Origin of the sequence: Spartinivicinus ruber (assembly GCF_011009015.1) — a bacterium.
Taxonomy (GTDB): Bacteria; Pseudomonadota; Gammaproteobacteria; order Pseudomonadales; family Zooshikellaceae; genus Spartinivicinus; species Spartinivicinus ruber.
Map to the genome: position 1 here is coordinate 4,533,543 of NZ_CP048878.1, position 19,849 is coordinate 4,553,391.

Consider the following 19,849-nt stretch of genomic DNA (forward strand, 5'->3'; position numbering starts at 1 on the left):
CCAAAAAGCTGCTTTTAAAAGATAGAGCGTCCCAATCTTGAGGTAAACAGTTCTAGTGCCGCTGTGCCTGCTAATGAGTTACCCGATTTATTAAGCTCAGGAGACCATACACAAACGGTGAGTTCACCAGGCACAATACCAATAATGCCGCCACCCACACCGCTCTTGCCAGGAATGCCTACCCGATAAGCAAAATCACCAGCTTCATCATATAGCCCACAAGTCACCAGCAATGCATTGATTTGCTTAGTTTGTCTCGGGCTGATCAGTGGCTTTTTCCAACCCAATGGGCGCCCCTGATTGGCTAAATAAATGAAGGTTTTCGCCAAATCCACACAACTCATTTTTAACGCACAGTAGCTGAAGTAGGAGCGCAGAACATCTTCCACCCGGTTAGAGAAGTTACCAAATGACTTCATCAAGTAAGCAATGGCAGCATTGCGATCACTATGCTGATACTCTGACCGTGCCACTCGTTTATCAGAGATAATCGCTGGATCATCTGCCAACTCTCTCACTAGCTCCAGCATTCGATGCTTTGGTGCTGATAAACGACTTTGCAGTACGTCACTAACAACCAAGGCACCCGCATTAATAAATGGGTTACGAGGGATGCCCTTCTCATATTCCAACTGAACCAACGAGTTAAATGACAACCCAGAAGGTTCTTTACCCACGCGCTCCCAGAGTTCATCTCCTACCCGATTAATCGCCAAAGTCAGGCTAAGCACTTTAGAGATACTCTGAATAGAAAACAGCTCATCTGCATCGCCTGCTTTAAACACTTCGCCATCCACCGTACAAACAGCTATTCCCAAGCGGTCAGCAGGCACTTCTGCTAATGCAGGAATATAGTCAGCAACTTTGCCCTGACCAATCAGTGGCTTTACTTCAGCGATAATGTCATCGAGCGTACTTTGCATGATGGGCATATACGTCTTTACCTCATAAACATTTGGCACTACAGCTATTTAGCAACAAGCTAAGTCCCTCGGGGCGCGCCATCATACCGAGAAAACCAGTGCCAAAACAACTTTTTTTAGATTCCTAAACACCAGTTAACTTATTCAGACTATATAGTAGCCACTAACAGCTTGTTATTATGTTTGTCTTGCTTGGGATACTGGTTATTTTCAGTTAAATTACATTTCGTCTTATGTGGCTTACTCATAATTAATAACCACATCAACACCACATATTCATATTTTTATTGAGAATACAGCTCTTTTTAGTCCCAATGGAGGGGAATACATGTTAAGAAATACAAACTTACGCTACGGTGCTATTGCTAAATGGTTACACTGGTTAACAGCACTTGGCTTTTTGGCTGCCTATATAAGTGTCTATTACCGTCACTGGTTTACTGAGCCTAAAACAGAAGCCACTTTAACAGCTTTACACCTGCATCTTTCTTTTGGGGTTTCAATTGGTATTTTCGTTTTACTAAGAATTACCTGGCGCTTTACTAACCCCACCCCTAAACCTGCACCAGGCAGCAGGTGGGAACATATGGCTGCAAAAGCAGGTCATTTTGCACTCTACTTTTTTATGATTGCCATGCCTTTAACCGGCTATATGGGTACCCATGATGATACCCAGTTTTTCTTTTTATTTAATATTCCCCAATTTGCCCATACCCCATTATTTGACTGGTGGGTTGTTGATCAACTAGGCATGACATTTAAAGAGTTTGAAAAGCCAATCGATTTTTTTCACAAACAAATTGGTGGCCAATATTTAGTTTGGATGCTCATTGTCGTACATATCTTAGCGGCTTTTTACCATCACTGGATTAAACTGGATGATACATTACAAAAAATGCTGCCAAGTAAAGCCTAAATCAAAGTTAGCCCACAGGAGTATTTCTTTAGCCAACAACTGACGTTACACTGGACTGCAATCGCAAAATAAAATAAGCACAATAAATGGAATTACCTCATGACCGACAATCAAGACCCCGTTGAACGGATGGCAACTGCCCGCCATGAATTTGGAGAGCATGGTGGTGTTAATATGTCCATCGAAGCAAGCACTACATTTACCGTGATGGAGGCAGACACACTACCTGCAATTTTCCAGGGGGAAAAAGGCCCAAACCAAGGTGGCTGCTATTTATATGGACGACACTTCAATCCCACTGTCTATAACTTAGGCCAGCAACTCGCCGCTTTAGAAGGCACAGAAGCTGGCTATTGCACGGCAAGTGGTATGAGCGCTATCAGCTCAACACTTATTCAACTGTGTCAACCGGGCGATGAAATTATTGCCGCTAACTCAATCTATGGTGGTACTTTTGCGTTACTGCATGACTTGCTACCCGCCAAAAATAATATTAATACCCGCTTTGTTGATATAACTGATCTCAAAGCCGTCAAAGCAGCTATTACTGAAAAAACCAAAGTTATTTATACTGAAACACTCTCTAACCCTACACTACGGGTAGCACCTTTACCTTTACTGGCTAAGATTGCTCAACAACATAAACTCACATTAGTGGTGGACAATACCTTTAGCCCACTCATTATTAATCCCATTAATCTGGGTGCTGATATTGTTTTACATAGTCTAACCAAGTTCATTAATGGAGCATCAGACACTATTGCAGGGGCCATTTGTGCACGACAAGATTTTATACTAGATATGATGGACTTACACCAAGGTACTTTAATGCTGTTGGGACCAACCATGGATCCAGAAATCGCATTCAGAATCAGTATGCGCCTACCTCACCTGCCCTTGCGAATTAAAGAACATAGCCTGCGCGCTCGATTTATTGCCAACAAACTAACTGAAAATGGTATTAAAGTGAATTACCCTGGCTTACCCACCCACCCAGACCACCAGCTGTTTAAAGAGATTGCCAATCTTGAATACGGCTTTGGTGGTATCCTAACCCTGGATATGGGCACCGAAACCAAAGCCAACGAACTCATGAACTGCCTACAAAATGAGTTTCAGTTTGGGTATATGGCTGTTAGCTTAGGTTATTTTGACACGTTAATGTCTTGTTCTGGCAGCTCTACTTCAAGTGAACTCAGTGAAGAAAACAAACAAAGTGCTGGAATTAGTCCAGGCTTAATTAGACTGGCGATTGGCTATACAGGCTCAGCAGAACAGCGCTGGCAACAACTCAGTAGTGCACTAAAGAAAATTGATGCTTTAAAATAACACTTAAGGGGCTGAAGTGGCTAAATATAGGCCACTGCCCATCTATAAAAAAATAAGCGCTAACCAATTTCTTTTAATAGGGACCGTAAACCATCACCATCTACAAGCGTGAGGTCGTTAGTTTGAGCAAACTCAATCGCTGGTCGGGTATAAGTACCTGAGGTCACAAAAATACCTTTGTGGGCTCTTTTTGCTGTTATCACTCCTAATAGCTCTCTAACAGGTTTAACTCCAACTTTGCTATTCTTCCAGTGCTTACATTGCACTAAAGTTACTTGCGCCCCTTTTTTCAATACCACATCAATTCCATCATCAGCAGAGCCTTCTGTTACCTGAACACGGTATCCCTTGCGCCGATAAGCTTCTGCCACTAACAATTCAAATTCTCGCCAGCTAATCTTGCAGATATCTTTACCTTTAAACTGAAGCTTAATCCGACCAGAGCGCCCCCTAAACAAATAAATAATTAGCTCAAATACAGCCAATGCCAGCATCACCAGCGCAGTATTCTTGGCGTAAGGCTCAATAGACGTCACCAGTCTTTCAATAAGCCCAATAGAGAAGTTTTGGTCAGGCAAGTAGTAAGCCATTAAACTGTAGAAAATAGGGGCTAAAAGTAGAAAAGCCCACCAGGGTAGAATTAAACAAGCACGTATTGAGGCCATAAAAGCTATTTTATTTTGTTCTTCTAAGACGATATCAAAGGGTTAAATACGACATATTATGCATAAAAACCCGCACTTGTCCCAACAAAGTTCAAACTTCCCTCTCCTGACATATAGGTGGCAGGAGAAGGTCAGTATAATAGAGTGTTATCACTTAACTCTTCTTGTAGGTAGTGGAAATGCGTCGATCAGACAGACTGTTTCAAATTGTGCAAATTATCCGTCACCGTCAATGGACGACTGCAGCCTATTTAGCTGAGCGACTGGAAGTTTCTGAGCGTACTATTTACCGAGATATGCAGGACTTACAATTAAGTGGTGTGCCAGTAATTAGTGAAGCAGGCTATGGTTATCAACTGGATCAAAGTTTTAACTTTCCTCCTTTACAGTTTACGGAGGAAGAGTTAACAGCATTGGTGCTTGGCTTACAGCTCACCATGCAATGCACCGATCAACAGCTCCATGATGCAGCTGAATCAGTCCTAAACAAAGTAAAAGAAAATATCCCGGCTAGGCTGTTAGCCAAGCTTCAACAGACACCTCTTGGTGTCCCTTTTCCGTTACATGACAAACAAGTCAGTGAACGTATTGAACCTCTGCGGAAGGCCACCATTGAAAAGAAAAAAGTAGTCATTGATTACCTTGATGAAAAGCAGCAATCCAGCCATCGAACCATTCGACCACTACAGCTCTATTTCTGGGGAAAAGTCTGGACACTGACCACTTGGTGTGAATTAAGAAATGACTTTAGAAATTTTCGACTGGACCGAATCCAACAGCTTACTTTACAAAACAGCTACTTTATTGATGAACCTGGCAAACAACTCAGCGACTTTATCACCTTGATGTCGACAAAAGATAACACTGACTAAGTGCTATCTTTTGAACCTAATCCAGAGTGCTCGATGGAATTAAATCATTAGAAATACAATAAGCAGAACAGCCAGCAGTGCCCCATTAACACCCAAGCAGATATTACGCCACTGGTTAAAGTCTTTATCTGCACCAAACTTTTGTTGCTGTAACAATTCATAGCTTTGATTAATTTGTGGTGCCATATAGCCCCAAGCAAATAAGCAAACGCCTACCACCGCAACTAATAATACTGTGCCTAAAAACATAGGCTGGGTTTGTAAAAAGCTCAATAGCACTGATAACAAGGCCACACCACCCAGAGCGGGGTAAGCCATCGGCATCACTTGCTTGATCAATAATTGCTCATGCTCAACAGATAATCGTTGATATATTTGAGGCACTGTTACCAGGGTTAATATAATGACACTTGCCATTAACCCGAAGGTTAATAAGCCTAATAAAAATGCCATGACCATCAGCCAATTCTCCTGCTTGTCGTGTATTTTCTCTTTCTCAAACTCACTTAGCTTTAAAGCCACTGCTTTTTGCTATAAAGTCAACACAGCAGCCGCTTGTTACAATATTTGTTAAATATGGATAAGTATCACACACCTGAAAACCCAGCAACCCCCTGCTACATTCAATTGATTAGCAGTAAAAAGCACTATTAAAGAGACTTTGTTCTTCAAAGCTTTTTAAACCAAATGGTAGTGCTTGAGTTGCATGTATAAGCGTTTTGTGACAGCCTCCATGGCACTAAGAAAGTCCTTGAGTTGAGTTTATTGCTGTTAGTTAAATAGAACAGCGGTTAAGAGAGCGTACTTTGAGTGCTCAACAGCCAAGCCGACCTTTTAAACACCACTGTCTTAGGCTGCATTTATACTACATAGTGTCGTAATAAAATGATGAATACATCTCCTTTCTCAATTTAAGGGACCAACGTTTTATTAAAAAGCGAGTTCAGGCACATTCCGTACATTCATCTGGCCAATACATTCAACATTCAGGTTAACAGCGCAACTTTGAGCTTTACATTAGCAATTACACAATCAGGTTTTTAATGAACGCTAACTCTGACATTATCACCGACGTTATCAACCAATATGCCCAAATACTCAACGACAATGCTGAGTTAGTGCTTAGCTGGCAAGATATAGAAGATTGTGGCTGGCGTAGTCCTGCTCACTTTTTAATGGACTTACTTAACCATATCGAAAAGTTGGCAGCTGACATTGATGAGCATACCCTTGAAGCAATTGACCGTACAGCCTATGTAGGTCTTCTAGAGCTGATGATCCAGTTACGTAATCAAGTACCTGGCATCCGCAAAAAATGGGAACAATTTCAAACAGAGTTTGTTAATAAACTAAACAATAATCAATTACCTAAATCCTGCATCTTGTTATTTTTAGGCCACTTGACTGAATTTGACTTGCCACTCAACCAACAGCTAGTTACAGCCTGTCAGGCCTGGCACCAGCAGCAAGCCTATCAACATGAGAATAATAAAACTGATGCTACCCCTGAAAGCTTAATGGCAGAGCTGGAAACCTTAATTATCGACTGCAACATAACCAATGAATATGATTTCTATCTTCACTTTGCAGACAATTTAACTTTTGTACCAGAAGATACCCTGATCCCTTTATTGGCAGATATGTTACAGTCCACCAGCGCTATCATTAATGAAGGTTGCTTTTTATTTTTATTACATAAGCGTCCTGAAGTACGACAAACGTTGCTTTCACTATTACAACACCCCCATTGTCTTGAGCAGGTTTCCAGTAAAATTTTGCGGCGGCTCATCATGATGCGAAACTGGTTAGCAACCGATGAACAACAACAGTTGGATATTATTATCCGACAAATTCGCCGCCTCGGAGTGGAGTGTGAGGAGTATCTAGGCCAACCACATTTTGAGCTTAAAGAATTACGGGTTTCGATGGTAGATGGCTCTGGTGCCTGCTCATTATTAGCCTTGGTCAAAGAACATAAAAAGTTTCGTTTAATTGGGATGGTATTAAAAGAGCAGTTTGGCATTATTGATAGCTGGTTTACCCCACTGTCATTACGCAAAGACTGTGATGAAGCATTTAAACAATTTCGTCAGCAAGTGTTCAGTTTTTCTGTTGATAAGCAGTGCCTCAACCATGTACTTCCTCATTTTTTAGCCTATAATCGCGCTAATCAACAGGCCGTCACAGCAGAAGCGATGATGCTATTTGAAATGCTCAACATTAATCAATGGCAGCCCACTTTTATTAATAGCCGAACCATGCTGAAAGAGTGGAAACACTCAAACTCAGATCTATTTGAGTTTAACCAGATAGATCAAGTGCTCACTAAAAGTAGCGATTGGCCTAACAGCGAAATGACCCAATTTAGCTGGTTTGAAAGTGACAATCAGCTACATAAAAAAATTGTGCAATGGGAAAATGATCAACTAACAGAGCAACAACAAGCACAACTCCCTTCTTTTATGCTGGAAAGCTATCGGGAAAAATGGTTAAGCCGCTTTGTTCTATTAGCCTTGTTAAGCCAGCATAAACTGCAAAAACGTGGGCCAGAGTGGCACGAGTTTGCCATCCTTGCCGATTGCCTGGCCAATGATATGCCACTTGAGGAAATCCCCTTATTTACCCACATTCTACAGGCATCAATTGATGCCTACTTTGACCAGGCACACCTTCCCTTTTTACATAGTATTACTTAAGAACCTCTCGAAAAGTAACTTGAAATAGTGGTGCTTGAACTAATAATGAAATGTTGCGATGACGGGATAGTGATCAGAAATATCCTGGTAATAGCCATCATACCATTGTTTTCCTGAAGCAAAAGACCACCAGCCTCTTAGGTATGACCAATACCAAGGCTGGCTGGCTTTTAAAGGAATCACTTCCATCTCAGCAGGTTGCTTAGGCTGGCGGTAGTCGGCACGTGCCATGACATAATCCAGCGTATCGTCATATTCAAGGGAAAACTTAAAATGATAGGCATTGGCTCTGGTATGCCAGTTGGTTGGTGCTGAATAGGACATCACTGTTCCTGGCTGATAGGTTAACTCACATTGGCAGCTGCGTAACATATCCTGAATATGGTCACTACGGCCAAATTCAACGTTCATATCACCAGCGACAATCACAGGCTCCGACCGGCTTATACCAAAGCTATCGGTCCATTGACGCAACTCTATTAATTGTTGCATGCGGAAGGGGTGGGATTTTTCACTATCATCATGAGCCGCTTGCAAGTGGGTACCCAACACATGAAAATATTGCCCATTCCGCTCAATTTTTATATAAGCAGCCCCCTTGTTGGACTGGTAGTCCCAGGAGCCAAATTGGCTGGCAGTAAAAACCAAGGCATGCTGCTCTACTATCGGGTAACGACTTAATAGCATCACTCCACCCCGAATAACCAATAGACTATTGGAACAATCTCCACTTAAACTATCCCACCCATTGCCTGAGCAGTCTTGCCCTACATTAGGGGTTTGATAAGGATATAAATCTGCAAGTTGATGTAATACATCTGCTGCCTTATCAGTAAAAACCTCATTAAAAACTATCACATCAGGCAATGATTCTAGTTGACGAATAGTTTCACCGAGTTGATTTAGCCGGTTAGTTTGATCCCAGTCACCCGCAATTTTACCCAGCTGCATAATGTTATAAGCCATCACTTGCAGCTGAGTTGGTTTGCACTGACCAACTTGAGAAAATAAAGAGAGACATAGCCCTAATAAGAGCCAGTGTTTGAACAAAGACATAAGGAAAACCTCTTATTTTTATTATTTTTGCTTTTATGATTTGATCGTAGGGTGTTTATGCATTTTGTAGGAGAGAATGTGGACAATCTAACCGAGTTTATTTTTAAGCCTATCGGTATTATCCATTCTTGCTATACCCAAAAATTCGGTATTCCCCGCCAGCCAGGTTTAGTCACTGCTGCCACTGCTGAGCTGGAGTTACTCCCCCCTTTTAACCGCCGAGAGTGCTTGAACGGCTTGGAAGTATTCTCTCACCTTTGGGTTTCATTTATATTTCATCACACCTTAAGTGAGGGCTGGCGTCCTACCATTCGACCACCACGTCTAGGGGGTAAAAAAAGAGTGGGCGTTTTTGCCTCACGCTCAACTCATCGCCCTAACCCTATAGGTTTATCAGTTGTAAAACTGGAAAGTATTACCCAGGAAAGCGACAAGCTAAGCCTGCAATTAAGTGAAATAGACTTGCTGGATGGTACACCGGTTATCGATATAAAACCCTACTTACCCTATAGTGATCACATTATCGAAGCCAGCAATGGTTTTGCTCCACCACCTGCTGCCAATAAAACCGTAACCTTTAGTGAGCAAGTAAAGTCATTTTGTCAGCAATACCAACAAACAACGGGGCGAAATCTGTATCTATTGACCAGCCAGGTACTTAGCCAAGACCCCAGGCCAGCTTATTTACAAAATAGCAGTGGACGTGAACATGGTATTCAACTGTGGGATGTTAATATAAGATGGCATACAACACCTGACACCTTTCATGTCAACTATATGGAGCCTGTTAATAATGAAAGTGATTCAAGTTTCACAACACGGAGACATTGATGTACTACAACTGGTAGAAAAAAATTTACCTACACCTAGCCCTGAAGAGTTAGTCATTAAAATTTATGCCGCAGGGGTTAATCCAGTTGATACTTACATCAGAGCGGGCACCAATAATTACACAACTACTTTTCCTTACACACCCGGCAAAGACGGCGCTGGTATAGTAGAAGCGGTTGGAGAAAGTGTGTCTTGGTTTAAACCAGGTGACCGGGTGTTTTGTACCCAATCCATTACCGGCTGCTATGCTGATACTGCTGTTTGTTCACAAGATCATGTTTATCCCCTACCAGATAACCTTAGTTTCGCTCAGGGTGCTTGCTTAGGCATCCCTTATGGTACAGCCTGGTTAGCTCTTCACCAGCGTGCAGCGGCTATCGCCGGTGAAACTATGTTAATTCATGGTGCCAGTGGTGGTGTTGGTTTAGCCGCCATTGAGCTCGGTAATGCTCATGGCTTAACAGTGTTGGGTACTGCCAGTACAGAACTAGGAACACAATCAGCCTATCAGCAAGGGGCTGATCAAATGTTCAACCACAATGATCAGAATCACTGGCAAGCCATTAAGGGTTACACCCAAAATCAAGGTATCGATATTATTTTAGAAATGTTAGCCAATATTAATTTAGGCCAGGATTTACCTTTGTTAACCAAAGGAGGACGGGTAATTATTATTGGCAGCCGTGGTGAAGTCACAATTAATCCAAGGGACCTCATGGCACGTAATGCCGATATCAGAGGATTAGCATTAGCCAATGCTAGTCTGGAAGAACGACAAGCAATGTACAACAATATCGTTGAGCTAGCCAAAGATGGCAAAATTAATCCTGTTGTTAAACATGCCTTTACTCTTGAAGAAGCAGGTAAAGCCCATCAACAAGTGATGACCAAAGGTGCGGCGGGTAATGTTGTATTAATAGCAAGACCAGAGTAAGTATAACTCTTCGTGAATAATTTTTAGGCTTTGTTACCATCGTTGTTCACTCCAGTTACTTAAGCTCCTGGGGCCTTATCACTTGGTTGCCTAGCCTAAAACCTCCTTCACTGTGAGTATATACTGCCGTATTTCACATAGTGGGTACAAACAAGTTACTAACTAGCTTACTCTCGCCAAAAAGTCCTGGGTGCGAGAGTCTTGAGGTGATTGAAATATTTGCTCTGGCGACCCTTGCTCAACAATACCGCCATCTGCCATAAACAACACCCGATCAGCGACTTCACGGGCAAATTGCATTTCATGGGTAACCACCAGCATGGTTTGTTGTTGTTTGGCTAATGCTTTCATTAAATTCAGCACTTCTCCTACTTTCTCTGGGTCAAGTGCCGAGGTTGGTTCATCAAATAAAATAACTGGGCTTTGAGTTGCGAGTGCTCGACCAATGCCTATTCGCTGTTGCTGACCACCAGATAACTGAGCAGGAAAAGCGGTTGCTTTATCTGCCAACCCCACCTTATCTAATATTTCAGATGCAAGCTGTTTTGCTTCCGCTTTAGGCCATTTTTGCACAGTAATCAACGGCTCCATAATATTGGCCAAAGCAGTTTTATTTTTAAATAGTGCATATTGTTGAAACACAAAAGCTGTTTTACGCCGCAAAGCTAATACATCAGCCGTTGTATAGCTCTGGCTGTTGACTGTAATCCCATCAATAGCCACAGTGCCTGCCGAGGGTGCTTCCAACCAATTTAAACAACGCAGTAATGTCGACTTACCCGTACCGGATGGACCTATTATAGCGACTGTCTCCCCCGCATTAATCGAGAGATCAATATTGGATAAAACAGCTTTACCAACAAATGTTTTAGCCAATCCTTTTACTTTAAGCATAACAACAATTTCGCTTTTAAACTCAATAAGCTTTATTTAAATGATTTTCCAATGCCTGCTGACAACGGGTTAATAAAACGACTATCAACCAATAAACCAACGCCACCAAAACAAAGCTTTCAAAATATTTAAAACTGCTGGCAGCTTCTAGTTTTGCTTTTGCCATAATATCCGCCACCCCCAAAGTAAATGCTAATGAGGTACTTTTGAGCAAGTCAATAAAATTATTCATTAATGGTGGAGTGGCAATTCGGGTAGCCTGAGGCAAAATAATTCGTCGCATAGCCTGCAATTCTGTCATGCCAATACTTAATGCAGCTTCCCGCTGATCACTGGTAACACTTAAAATAGCAGCGCGAATACTTTCTGCCATATAAGCAGCAAAGTGTAACCCTAATCCAATCACAGCTGCTGCAAAACCCGACATATCAGCAGCTGGTACTAACTGAGGTAACCCGTAATATAATAAAAACAGTTGCACTAACAATGGAGTGCCACGAAAAAAAGAAATATAAAAATCAGCCAGCTGGGTTAGCCCTTTCACTTGAAAAACCTTTATTAAGGCCAGCAAAACACCAATACCCAACGATAGCAGTACAGCAATAATGGACATCCCCATAGTGATGTCCAATGCATTTAGAATAACCGGCAGCCGGTCGTAAAGGTAAAGAAAGTCAAAATTCATGATTGCTTGGTAATATCCATGCCAAACCATTTGTTAGAAATTTTTGCCAAAGTGCCATCTTGTAGCATGGCTGCTAAGGCTTCATCTACCTGTTGACGCAATGCATCCCCTCGTTCATTGCGTGGAAATGGCAAAGCATTACGAATCACTTCAATCGGTTTACCCACTAGCTTTAAAGGTAGTTGAGATTTTTTGATCAATGCCAACACAGATACTCTATCCATAACAAAAGCATCTGAACTACCTTTCACAACATTTTGTTCAACACCTGTATCAAAGGACACAATCTCTATCTGTTGCTTCTCATCATGCTTGCGCAAGATCTGTTCAAAATTAGAGCCCAAATTAACTGCTACTTTTTTACCAGCTAAATCTGCAAGTGACTGAATGGTTGCATTATTTTTATGCACAACCACCTGAGCACCATCATAAACATAAGCCGTAGAAAACTGATACTTCTTATTACGCTCTTCAGTTATGGTAATTTGATTAGAAATCGTATCTATTTTACCGGCTTCTAACATGCCAAATAAACCAGAAAAATTTGCTGTCACAAACTTAATGGGTTGATCCACCCGTTTGCCTATTTCATTCCATAAATCAATTTCGAAGCCCTGTAGCTCTCCTTTTTCAACAAAAGTAAAAGGATAATAACTACCAGAACTACCAACTTTTATTGCCTCTGCTTGATTCTTTCCGGCTTGTTCATTTTCTGATGAACACCCTACCAAAGCGAATATAGCAACTATTGGTAGCAACCAACGCATTAATTGTTTCACGCAAGCGACCTCTATATTAATAAAAAATAACACTACATTTACTGTAATTAGTGATTACTCAAACTGTATTTAATTGGTACCAAGATTTATTTATAGAATGATTTGGCCAAATATGTCAGTTGGCAGCCATTCCTAATAACACCCTTTATGAAACCAATAATGGATTTAGGCAGAAACCGAAGTGACAACACATAGTCTATTAAAAATCTCAACAGCGGTAGGGAGCCTATACCGTACTTATAGACCTAGCCAGGAGGACACCATACTGAAGAATAGATCAGCAATACAATACTAAAAAATAACATAAAAATAACATTCAGTTATATAAGTAAACTACTACTTACTCATTGAAACACAATCATCAACAGATTCTAGAACCTTAATGTATATATGTTACAATAGGGAAATTTTTTGGCTATTTTTCAGCCTCTGGTATTACATTAAAATTTAACAACTTAGTAGTCTCTTTTTACAAAAGAGCATGAAGAGAAAGTAGCAAACTCATGGCACAGAATACCATTCTTGTTGGCATTGCAGGCGCATCCGCTTCTGGCAAAAGTTTACTTGCTCAAACCTTAATCAAAGAACTCCAATCTGAACAGGTTTGTGTAATTTCAGAGGACTCATACTACAAGGATCAAAGCCATCTGACCATGGACGAGCGCACTAAAACTAACTATGACCATCCCGAATCACTCGATCATGAATTAATGATCAAGCATATGCAAGCACTCAAATTAGGCTCTACCGTTCAAGTGCCTGTCTATGATTACTCTATCCACAACCGACGAGCAGAAACTCGAGCAGTAAAGCCAACACGTGTAGTTCTTATTGAAGGTATTCTGCTACTCGCTACTCCCGAAGTCAGAAATGAGTTTGACTTGAAGTTTTATATGGATACCCCATTGGATATTTGCCTGCTTCGTCGTTTGCAAAGAGACATTATCAGCCGCGGCCGTGACATGGACTCTGTGCTAAAACAGTATCAAGAAACTGTTCGCCCCATGTTTATGCAGTTTATTGAGCCTTCACGCCAATATGCCGACCTGATTATTCCCCATGGCGGACGAAATCGCATTGCTATTGATCTAATTAAAACCAAAATCCGCTCTCTGATCGAAAAGTACTAGTCTGCTGGCTTTTTCAGCAAATATTAAAGAGCCAAGCACGCTATCTAGACTTACCTATCTACAGCATTTTCGATTCATCAGTGAATCAAGGTGCTGTAGCTACTTTTGTTCTCTCCCCCAAATTTACTGAGTGTTCTGGTGATAAACCAACTAAATAAAGGTCAAACCTTACAATTAGCTCATTTACTCCAGGTTAAGCCAGGTACATTTGTTGCTTTATTATTGATTATCTATCATAAAAGCATGGAGGTTGTTCAATGCTTAAACGAATTGTTTATTCCTGCTTCCTTATCAGTGCATTATTGATTAGCGGTTGCTCCCATATTGCCAAACAGCAAGCCAAGTACCCATTAAGTGTATACTATTACACCCAAGGTGATTTCGTAAATTTAAGAGCTTACTTACCTGAAGGTGAGCCTGCCAGTGGTGCCCAACTGGAAGTATTTGACGACTTTAATCGTCGTATCATCAACAAACCATTAAACGATAAAGGCTTCCACCGATTTCGTTTTCCTTCCAACAAAGTCAAATTGACAGCTCATGTCACCAGTCAAGATGGCAGAAAAGGTAGGCGTTATATCGAAAGAGAAGACAAAGATTCGTTAAGGAAGAACACGTTGTGGTATAAAAACTATTAAATAAAAGCAAAAGAGACTAACAAACGGCAAGCAATTCTACAGTGACATAGTTTAAAGGCCCTGTATTAGGGGCCTTTAAACTCTATATTAACGATATTTTTCAGCTTTTAACAGCAAGTCGTACATCATAGATTAATGAACAAGCACGCATCAGCTCACTGTACCAAACAATCACATCATCTGAATAAAAGCTGTCAAAATAAACGTTTTTAGAGCGATCAAATACATGCAGACCATTAATCCCAATGACAACTTTATTGCCATTAAAAACCAGGTAAACATTATCGCCATATTTCGCACGTAAAGACATGACTTGCATTATCAGTCGAGTTGTTAACAACTGATGAACATCTTCCGTGCAATCTGAGTAAACGTCAAAATATCGATCAAACGCAGCATAGCCAACATTAATATTATTAAAACACTTATAAAAAGCCTCATATTCCTGACGTTCTTCTTCATCCAAGAAACTTGGCTTAGGCCGTATGACTAAATGTCCCGGAAAGTTTTTTTCGTTATCAATAATGACACAAACCCCATGAAATGCTGTTTGCAAGAAATGAAAAATACCTTTCCGCTCCACCGCCGCATAAATATCTGACATTTCAAAATGAACACCTTCCCACTTGCCCGTAATATAGTCTTGACCTTGATAGCGAACAAAAGCACCCGGAACTACCTTACTATCCTGGAATACATGACGAGTTATCCCTTGATTAGCACGGTATTCCAAGGAGTCATCAGTAAACTGGACTACTTTAGGTAAAATGGCAGAGTAACATTCAGTATTAAAGGCCTGCTTGAGTTGCAAGTAATCTTTGCGCAGATACCAACCAATCACAATTGCTGATAATAAAATGGTGACTAGAATGGCATTACTGCTTTCCAGCAATAAGGCTGAGGCAACAATAGCCGCCAACCAATAAAGCAACCCTTTTTGAATACTTTGATAAAACTCGTGGCCCAGCGATTTTGCCCTTGCTGAAAAGTCCCCTTTGCCTTCCACTAATGCATCAACATAAAAGGCAGTGATTTGATCTACAGACTTCATTACTACCCTCGCCTAAACATTGTCTGACAATAATCAACCATATAAGTATAGCCTTCAACTTAGAAAAAGCCGTCAAAATCAAAAGGCAACCTTATACTGATCAAGCATAGTTTAAAAGGGGTAATATCACTGATTTTTATGATAAAGCAATTAGTCATAACATGATGAATTAAGCAATACCATTTTATGAATTAGCCACAATTAAACTAAATGGGCAACAAATCAAACTGGCGACAGAAAGCGATCAAAATTCAATCAAAAAATCAATTAAAATATGGCGAGGAAAAGATACAACTAAAAAATAAAAAACCCTTACTATAAAAGTAAGGGCGTAGGATTGAGACTATGGCTTTGTTGGTTTTAGTTATTCACCAGCTAGCAATTAACTAAAAGATGCGGGCTATCATTTTCTAGTCCAGCTACTGGTTTCGATCAGTTATTTGCCTCGTTACTTAGTTGAATATAGCTATTTAGTAATATAACTTCTCAGTTACTCCAACTAGCCAGCCACCACAATCAATTAACTTGCCAAACAACTAATTTGAGTCAATCAGCATTAAATATTTTTGAGTTAATTTGACAGTAAGAAAAAACTCAACATTAGCCGACTGAAATATATTAAGAACTAAATTTGTGTAACCAATTAAGCAAAAATATAAAGCGCATGCCTTATTGGAATCTGCCAACCGGTTAACGGTCTGTGAAGAAACCCAGCACCACTTACAACAATTTGAAATACATCACCCTATTATTAGGCATACATTAAACTTATTAGCTCTTTACTTTGACAACTTTTATGCCTGATGAGCTCTCATCTTTTGTTTGCCTTTAATATACTACGCGTGCAGTTAAATCCTCTGTAACTAAGGTTCTGCAGAATAATTCACTGTTTATTCTAAATACTCCTTTTAAAATAGCTTTAAACTACCCTTGCTAAATAAACGACATACATTGCATGCTACTTTTAACTAATTCCAACTTAAATAAGCAAGTAGTTAACAAAAAGCTATTCACAGGAAGTTCAAATTGAAACACCGTATCGTCAAGCTTCTCACTATTCTCACCTTATCAAGCACAGCAGCTTTAAACAGCTATGCTAGTGCCAATGCGAATATTACTCACACAGATGGTTTTCAACCATTTACTGGTGGTTTATTAACCAGTCTACTATTAAAAACGCCATTCCATAATCTCCGTGTTGCCGATATTCTAGTATTAACCCTGCTCACTGTAGGCTTAGCATTTTTATTAAAGTATCGGTCTGATCAGCTAAAGCGTTACCTTAAAGCAAGGCCAGAGCCAGTTATTGATGATGAGGCATTAGCTTCACTTTCAACAAGTATTCAACAAGACATCACTACAACAACAGAATCAACAGCACCCGAGCCCGTAAATGACAGAACTATCCCTTTTCACCTAGGTTTCAAAAACAAAACTATAACTACCTCAACACCACAGGTTAATAGCAAAACACCAGAAGAAGCTGCAAAAACCAACACCTCAACAGTTGACCAAACATCAGATTTAGCTGCCCACTATGCTCAATTTGACCTGCCCGAAGGCTTACAACCAGAATTATTTTTAGAGCAGGCAAAAGAGTTATTTAAACGCGTTCACTTAGCATGGCTAGCAGGCGATCAACAAACTTTAAAGCACTATACAACGCCAGAACTATTTGAGCGATTAAGTTTGTCTCTGCCAAGCCAAACCGAACAAACAACAATAGACTTATTGACCGTTTTTGCTGACATTACCAGCGCCCGCAATTTAGGTGAACTTGCAATGATTACAGTTAAGTTCCATGGTTGGTCAAAACCAAAAGCCAGTAAAGAAGTTGAAGCCTACAGTGAAGTTTGGCACCTGGAAAACCAGCAACAAGATAACAGCCAGTGGTTAATTACAGGTATCCAGCCAGTGTCTGGAAACTTAAAAATCAATAGCGACTCCAATCTTCCTGCAATTACAAATCCAGAAGCCTAACTATTAGCTCGCAAACGTTGGAGAAAAATTCTTTATATAGTTCAATATAGTGCATATCATTTTTACAACATCACCGCTTCAAATAACAAACCAGTTCACAATCCTCTTGCTACAGGTTAGCTTTTGCATTAGAATGCGGCACTCGCTTGACTAGGGGTCTAACGGGCTAGTTTATAAGGTTATTGTTAAGCTCGAATAAGTAAAAACCCCTAAATGAATCACTTTCTGTACAAGCTTTATTCTGTAATAGTCGATTAAATTAACTTTATTGCAGTTTATCAACAATGTTGAAGTTGTTATTAAATGGAAAAAGCGCCTGTTACGTAATCATACCTATTTACCCTGTCAGCTCAGTTTTTATTATTTAGCAACCAAGAATAAATACAGAATAATTTAGTCATTGAGGAGTATGTAATGGCCAAGTATCTCTATACCACCGTTTATGAACAGTTCACTGGGCAAAAGCCACCTGAGCCTCAACCAAAGCCAGAGCATCGCCAGCAGCGTAAGACCCATGGCCACCCTTACCGCATGCGCCACAATATGCAGAATCAGCGCGATAATCAAGAAGGCGAATTTCAGCCTAGCTACCATCAGGATGAACAGCAGCACCAACGTTCGCTAAATAATCACAATAAGCCTAATTATAATAATACTGGCTACAACAGCAAAGGTACTGGTCACCCATTCAGACAGAACCGGGCCAGACAACAACAGCCAAACCATTATAATCAGCAATCTCAGCCTTCTTATGAAGCGGGAGAGGCTAACTCAAGACACAACCAGGCCGCCCCTAAAGTCGTTTATAAAAAGCGTCGTCAATATCGGTATCCTCAAGACTCCCAGCAACAGTTTGACGCATAAATAAAACTGCTAGCTAGCTACGCCATTACAAGTTATTAGAGGTATCTTAGCTGAGATACCTCCTTTACTATCAAATATCCCACCTTAGCTCTTCCAGCTTCACCAGACCCACTCCATTTTTTTGCAATCAGCATGCCCTTCGCACCAAACCGTACAAATAATTAGTGATTTTTCCTAAAAGCTAACTATTTAAAAATAAAAAATCGCTTAAATTATTCATTTAAGCGATTTTTAAGTGGCGATTAATTATTTAAGGCTTAGCCAGAAACATATTTAATCATGACCCCCGCAGCAACTGCAGAGCCAATAACACCCGCCACATTAGGCCCCATTGCATGCATTAACAAAAAGTTTTGGGGGTTTGCTTCCAAGCCAAGCTTATTAGAAACCCGCGCAGCCATTGGTACTGCCGACACACCTGCGGAACCAATAAGTGGATTAATTGGCGTTTTTGATAATTTATTCATTAATTTCGCCATCAATACCCCTGCAGCCGTACCAATACAAAAGGCAACAACCCCCAAACCTAAAATACCTAAAGTTTCTGCTTGTAAAAACTTGTCGGCAACTAATTTAGAGCCAACTGACAAGCCTAAAAATATGGTAACGGTATTAATTAGGGCATTTTGTGCCGTATCACTTAATCGATCAACTACACCACACTCACGCATCAAGTTACCAAAACAAAACATCCCGAGTAGTGGTGCTGCATCTGGTAATAACAATGCAACCAATACCAATAGCACTAATGGGAAGATTATTTTTTCGCGCTTGGAAACATGGCGTAACTGCACCATTTTTATTTCACGCTCATGCTTGGAGGTTAACGCACGCATGATCGGTGGTTGTATCAGCGGTACTAGTGCCATATAAGAGTAAGCTGCTACAGCAATAGCACCTAATAAATGAGGTGCCAAAATACTGGAAACATAAATTGCCGTTGGTCCATCAGCTCCTCCAATAATACCAATGGCAGCTGCATCTGCCAGCGAGAAGTCCATCCAGCCGAGATGCGTCAATCCTAACGCCCCCATTATGGTGGCAAAAATACCAAACTGGGCTGCGGCACCTAAAAATAAGGTTTTAGGGTTAGCCAGTAACGGTCCAAAATCCGTCATCGCCCCTACCCCCATAAAAATGACTAGAGGAAAGACACCACTGGCAATGCCCACTGAGTAAAACTGGTATAAAACACCATTGTTATAGCCTAAATTACTAGCAATACCTGCTGCAGCCGACTGTAAGGTAGGTGCTGCATTATAATAAGCTTTTAAAACCATTTCTGGATCAGTTAACCCAGACTGCTCTAATGCAGCCGCAATTTTATTGACAATAACCAGCGCCTCTACCTGCTTGGCGCCATTTGCCATCATATTGGTTGCTTGGTGAAGCGCCTGCTCGACAGCAGAATAGGCCAAACCCGCTTCTGGAATATTCGCTAGAATACCGCCAAATCCAATAGGCACTAATAACAAAGGCTCAAAGTTTTTTCGTATTGCTAAAAACAGCAATACGAATCCGATAACAATCATGGCAAATTGGCCAAACCCAAGATTCGCCAACCCTGAGCCCTGCCATAGAAGAAGAAGTTTATCCATTCAGCTAC

19 protein-coding genes are annotated in these 19,849 nt (G+C 40.7%); 10 read left to right on the forward strand and 9 right to left on the reverse strand.

Annotation, left to right across the window (positions count from 1 at the left end; translation table 11 throughout):
- Positions 1–14: 14 nt before the first annotated feature.
- Entirely contained in the window at positions 15–932 is a 918-nt protein-coding gene (gene glsB / locus G4Y78_RS20610) for a glutaminase B (protein ID WP_456242945.1), read from the reverse strand.
- Between the two features lie 319 nt (positions 933–1,251).
- Here glsB and G4Y78_RS20615 point away from each other — a divergent pair, with 319 nt between their 5' ends.
- Together G4Y78_RS20615 and G4Y78_RS20620 are read left to right on the forward strand one after the other, a co-directional pair.
- A complete protein-coding gene (locus tag G4Y78_RS20615; RefSeq protein WP_163834791.1) occupies positions 1,252–1,839 on the forward strand; it encodes a cytochrome b in 588 nt (195 codons plus the stop codon).
- 99 nt (positions 1,840–1,938) lie between these two features.
- A complete protein-coding gene (locus tag G4Y78_RS20620; RefSeq protein WP_163834792.1) occupies positions 1,939–3,168 on the forward strand; it encodes an aminotransferase class I/II-fold pyridoxal phosphate-dependent enzyme in 1,230 nt (409 codons plus the stop codon).
- Between the two features lie 59 nt (positions 3,169–3,227).
- Here G4Y78_RS20620 and G4Y78_RS20625 read toward each other — a convergent pair whose 3' ends face one another.
- The gene (locus G4Y78_RS20625; RefSeq protein ID WP_163834793.1) at positions 3,228–3,833 is read right to left on the reverse strand and encodes a restriction endonuclease; all 606 of its coding nucleotides are present in this window, start codon (positions 3,831–3,833) and stop codon (positions 3,228–3,230) included.
- Between the two features lie 179 nt (positions 3,834–4,012).
- Between G4Y78_RS20625 and G4Y78_RS20630 the strand changes: the two genes are divergently transcribed.
- A complete protein-coding gene (locus G4Y78_RS20630; RefSeq protein WP_163834794.1) occupies positions 4,013–4,705 on the forward strand; it encodes a helix-turn-helix transcriptional regulator in 693 nt (230 codons plus the stop codon).
- Positions 4,706–4,744: 39 nt separating this feature from the next.
- On the opposite strand, the gene G4Y78_RS20635 is transcribed toward G4Y78_RS20630, so the two are convergent.
- Positions 4,745–5,227 carry a hypothetical protein gene (locus G4Y78_RS20635; protein WP_163834795.1) on the reverse strand — a complete coding sequence of 161 codons (483 nt, stop codon included), beginning with the start codon at positions 5,225–5,227 and terminating at the stop codon, positions 4,745–4,747.
- Between the two features lie 521 nt (positions 5,228–5,748).
- Here G4Y78_RS20635 and G4Y78_RS20640 point away from each other — a divergent pair.
- Positions 5,749–7,401 carry a hypothetical protein gene (locus tag G4Y78_RS20640; protein ID WP_163834796.1) on the forward strand — a complete coding sequence of 551 codons (1,653 nt, stop codon included), beginning with the start codon at positions 5,749–5,751 and terminating at the stop codon, positions 7,399–7,401.
- A 39-nt stretch (positions 7,402–7,440) separates the two neighbouring features.
- On the opposite strand, the gene G4Y78_RS20645 is transcribed toward G4Y78_RS20640, so the two are convergent.
- Complete coding sequence (locus tag G4Y78_RS20645; RefSeq protein WP_163834797.1) at positions 7,441–8,457, reverse strand: sphingomyelin phosphodiesterase; 1,017 nt, start codon at positions 8,455–8,457, stop codon at positions 7,441–7,443.
- 78 nt (positions 8,458–8,535) lie between these two features.
- Between G4Y78_RS20645 and tsaA the strand changes: the two genes are divergently transcribed.
- Positions 8,536–9,288 (forward strand): tRNA (N6-threonylcarbamoyladenosine(37)-N6)-methyltransferase TrmO, encoded by a 753-nt coding sequence (gene tsaA, locus G4Y78_RS20650; RefSeq protein ID WP_230425626.1) that lies wholly within the window; start codon positions 8,536–8,538, stop codon positions 9,286–9,288.
- Positions 9,251–10,222 (forward strand): NADPH:quinone reductase, encoded by a 972-nt coding sequence (locus tag G4Y78_RS20655; RefSeq protein ID WP_163834799.1) that lies wholly within the window; start codon positions 9,251–9,253, stop codon positions 10,220–10,222. The genes tsaA and G4Y78_RS20655 overlap by 38 nt, the downstream gene beginning before the upstream one ends.
- A 162-nt stretch (positions 10,223–10,384) precedes the next feature.
- Here the strand turns inward: G4Y78_RS20655 and G4Y78_RS20660 are convergent, their stop codons facing one another.
- Genes G4Y78_RS20660 through G4Y78_RS20670 form a run of 3 tightly spaced genes read right to left on the reverse strand, consistent with a single transcriptional unit; the run spans position 10,385 to position 12,580 of the window.
- Positions 10,385–11,116, reverse strand: coding sequence for an amino acid ABC transporter ATP-binding protein (locus G4Y78_RS20660; RefSeq protein WP_163834800.1), 732 nt, complete (start codon positions 11,114–11,116; stop codon positions 10,385–10,387).
- A 22-nt stretch (positions 11,117–11,138) separates the two neighbouring features.
- Positions 11,139–11,801: an amino acid ABC transporter permease gene (locus G4Y78_RS20665; protein WP_163834801.1), complete on the reverse strand. Its 663-nt coding sequence runs from the start codon at positions 11,799–11,801 to the stop codon at positions 11,139–11,141.
- On the reverse strand, positions 11,798–12,580 hold the full coding sequence (locus tag G4Y78_RS20670; RefSeq protein WP_222937547.1) for an amino acid ABC transporter substrate-binding protein: 783 nt from the start codon (positions 12,578–12,580) through the stop codon (positions 11,798–11,800). Before G4Y78_RS20670 ends, G4Y78_RS20665 begins: the two co-directional genes overlap by 4 nt.
- Positions 12,581–13,083: 503 nt before the next feature.
- Here G4Y78_RS20670 and udk point away from each other — a divergent pair.
- Entirely contained in the window at positions 13,084–13,710 is a 627-nt protein-coding gene (gene udk, locus G4Y78_RS20675; RefSeq protein WP_163834802.1) for a uridine kinase, read from the forward strand.
- Between the two features lie 257 nt (positions 13,711–13,967).
- Complete coding sequence (locus tag G4Y78_RS20680; RefSeq protein WP_163834803.1) at positions 13,968–14,348, forward strand: hypothetical protein; 381 nt, start codon at positions 13,968–13,970, stop codon at positions 14,346–14,348.
- 100 nt (positions 14,349–14,448) lie between these two features.
- Here G4Y78_RS20680 and G4Y78_RS20685 read toward each other — a convergent pair whose 3' ends face one another.
- Positions 14,449–15,399: a DUF3137 domain-containing protein gene (locus G4Y78_RS20685; protein WP_163834804.1), complete on the reverse strand. Its 951-nt coding sequence runs from the start codon at positions 15,397–15,399 to the stop codon at positions 14,449–14,451.
- Positions 15,400–16,425: 1,026 nt separating this feature from the next.
- Between G4Y78_RS20685 and G4Y78_RS20690 the strand changes: the two genes are divergently transcribed.
- Together G4Y78_RS20690 and G4Y78_RS20695 are read left to right on the forward strand one after the other, a co-directional pair.
- Positions 16,426–17,379 carry a Tim44 domain-containing protein gene (locus G4Y78_RS20690; protein WP_163834805.1) on the forward strand — a complete coding sequence of 318 codons (954 nt, stop codon included), beginning with the start codon at positions 16,426–16,428 and terminating at the stop codon, positions 17,377–17,379.
- Positions 17,380–17,793: 414 nt separating this feature from the next.
- Complete coding sequence (locus G4Y78_RS20695) at positions 17,794–18,243, forward strand: hypothetical protein (protein WP_163834806.1); 450 nt, start codon at positions 17,794–17,796, stop codon at positions 18,241–18,243.
- A 257-nt stretch (positions 18,244–18,500) separates the two neighbouring features.
- Here G4Y78_RS20695 and G4Y78_RS20700 read toward each other — a convergent pair whose 3' ends face one another.
- Positions 18,501–19,841, reverse strand: a complete 1,341-nt coding sequence (locus G4Y78_RS20700; protein ID WP_163834807.1) for a sodium ion-translocating decarboxylase subunit beta — start codon at positions 19,839–19,841, stop codon at positions 18,501–18,503.
- Between the last annotated feature and the right edge of the window lie 8 nt (positions 19,842–19,849).

What these genes read in the sequence shown, in the direction of transcription:
- glsB (WP_456242945.1), bottom strand. Translation starts at nt 932, where the DNA reads ATGCCCATCATGCAAAGTACGCTCGATGACATTATCGCTGAAGTAAAG.
- G4Y78_RS20615 (WP_163834791.1), top strand. Translation starts at nt 1,252, where the DNA reads ATGTTAAGAAATACAAACTTACGCTACGGTGCTATTGCTAAATGGTTA.
- G4Y78_RS20620 (WP_163834792.1), top strand. Translation starts at nt 1,939, where the DNA reads ATGACCGACAATCAAGACCCCGTTGAACGGATGGCAACTGCCCGCCAT.
- G4Y78_RS20625 (WP_163834793.1), bottom strand. Translation starts at nt 3,833, where the DNA reads ATGGCCTCAATACGTGCTTGTTTAATTCTACCCTGGTGGGCTTTTCTA.
- G4Y78_RS20630 (WP_163834794.1), top strand. Translation starts at nt 4,013, where the DNA reads ATGCGTCGATCAGACAGACTGTTTCAAATTGTGCAAATTATCCGTCAC.
- G4Y78_RS20640 (WP_163834796.1), top strand. Translation starts at nt 5,749, where the DNA reads ATGAACGCTAACTCTGACATTATCACCGACGTTATCAACCAATATGCC.
- G4Y78_RS20645 (WP_163834797.1), bottom strand. Translation starts at nt 8,457, where the DNA reads ATGTCTTTGTTCAAACACTGGCTCTTATTAGGGCTATGTCTCTCTTTA.
- G4Y78_RS20655 (WP_163834799.1), top strand. Translation starts at nt 9,251, where the DNA reads ATGAAAGTGATTCAAGTTTCACAACACGGAGACATTGATGTACTACAA.
- G4Y78_RS20660 (WP_163834800.1), bottom strand. Translation starts at nt 11,116, where the DNA reads ATGCTTAAAGTAAAAGGATTGGCTAAAACATTTGTTGGTAAAGCTGTT.
- G4Y78_RS20665 (WP_163834801.1), bottom strand. Translation starts at nt 11,801, where the DNA reads ATGAATTTTGACTTTCTTTACCTTTACGACCGGCTGCCGGTTATTCTA.
- udk (WP_163834802.1), top strand. Translation starts at nt 13,084, where the DNA reads ATGGCACAGAATACCATTCTTGTTGGCATTGCAGGCGCATCCGCTTCT.
- G4Y78_RS20680 (WP_163834803.1), top strand. Translation starts at nt 13,968, where the DNA reads ATGCTTAAACGAATTGTTTATTCCTGCTTCCTTATCAGTGCATTATTG.
- G4Y78_RS20685 (WP_163834804.1), bottom strand. Translation starts at nt 15,399, where the DNA reads ATGAAGTCTGTAGATCAAATCACTGCCTTTTATGTTGATGCATTAGTG.
- G4Y78_RS20695 (WP_163834806.1), top strand. Translation starts at nt 17,794, where the DNA reads ATGGCCAAGTATCTCTATACCACCGTTTATGAACAGTTCACTGGGCAA.
- G4Y78_RS20700 (WP_163834807.1), bottom strand. Translation starts at nt 19,841, where the DNA reads ATGGATAAACTTCTTCTTCTATGGCAGGGCTCAGGGTTGGCGAATCTT.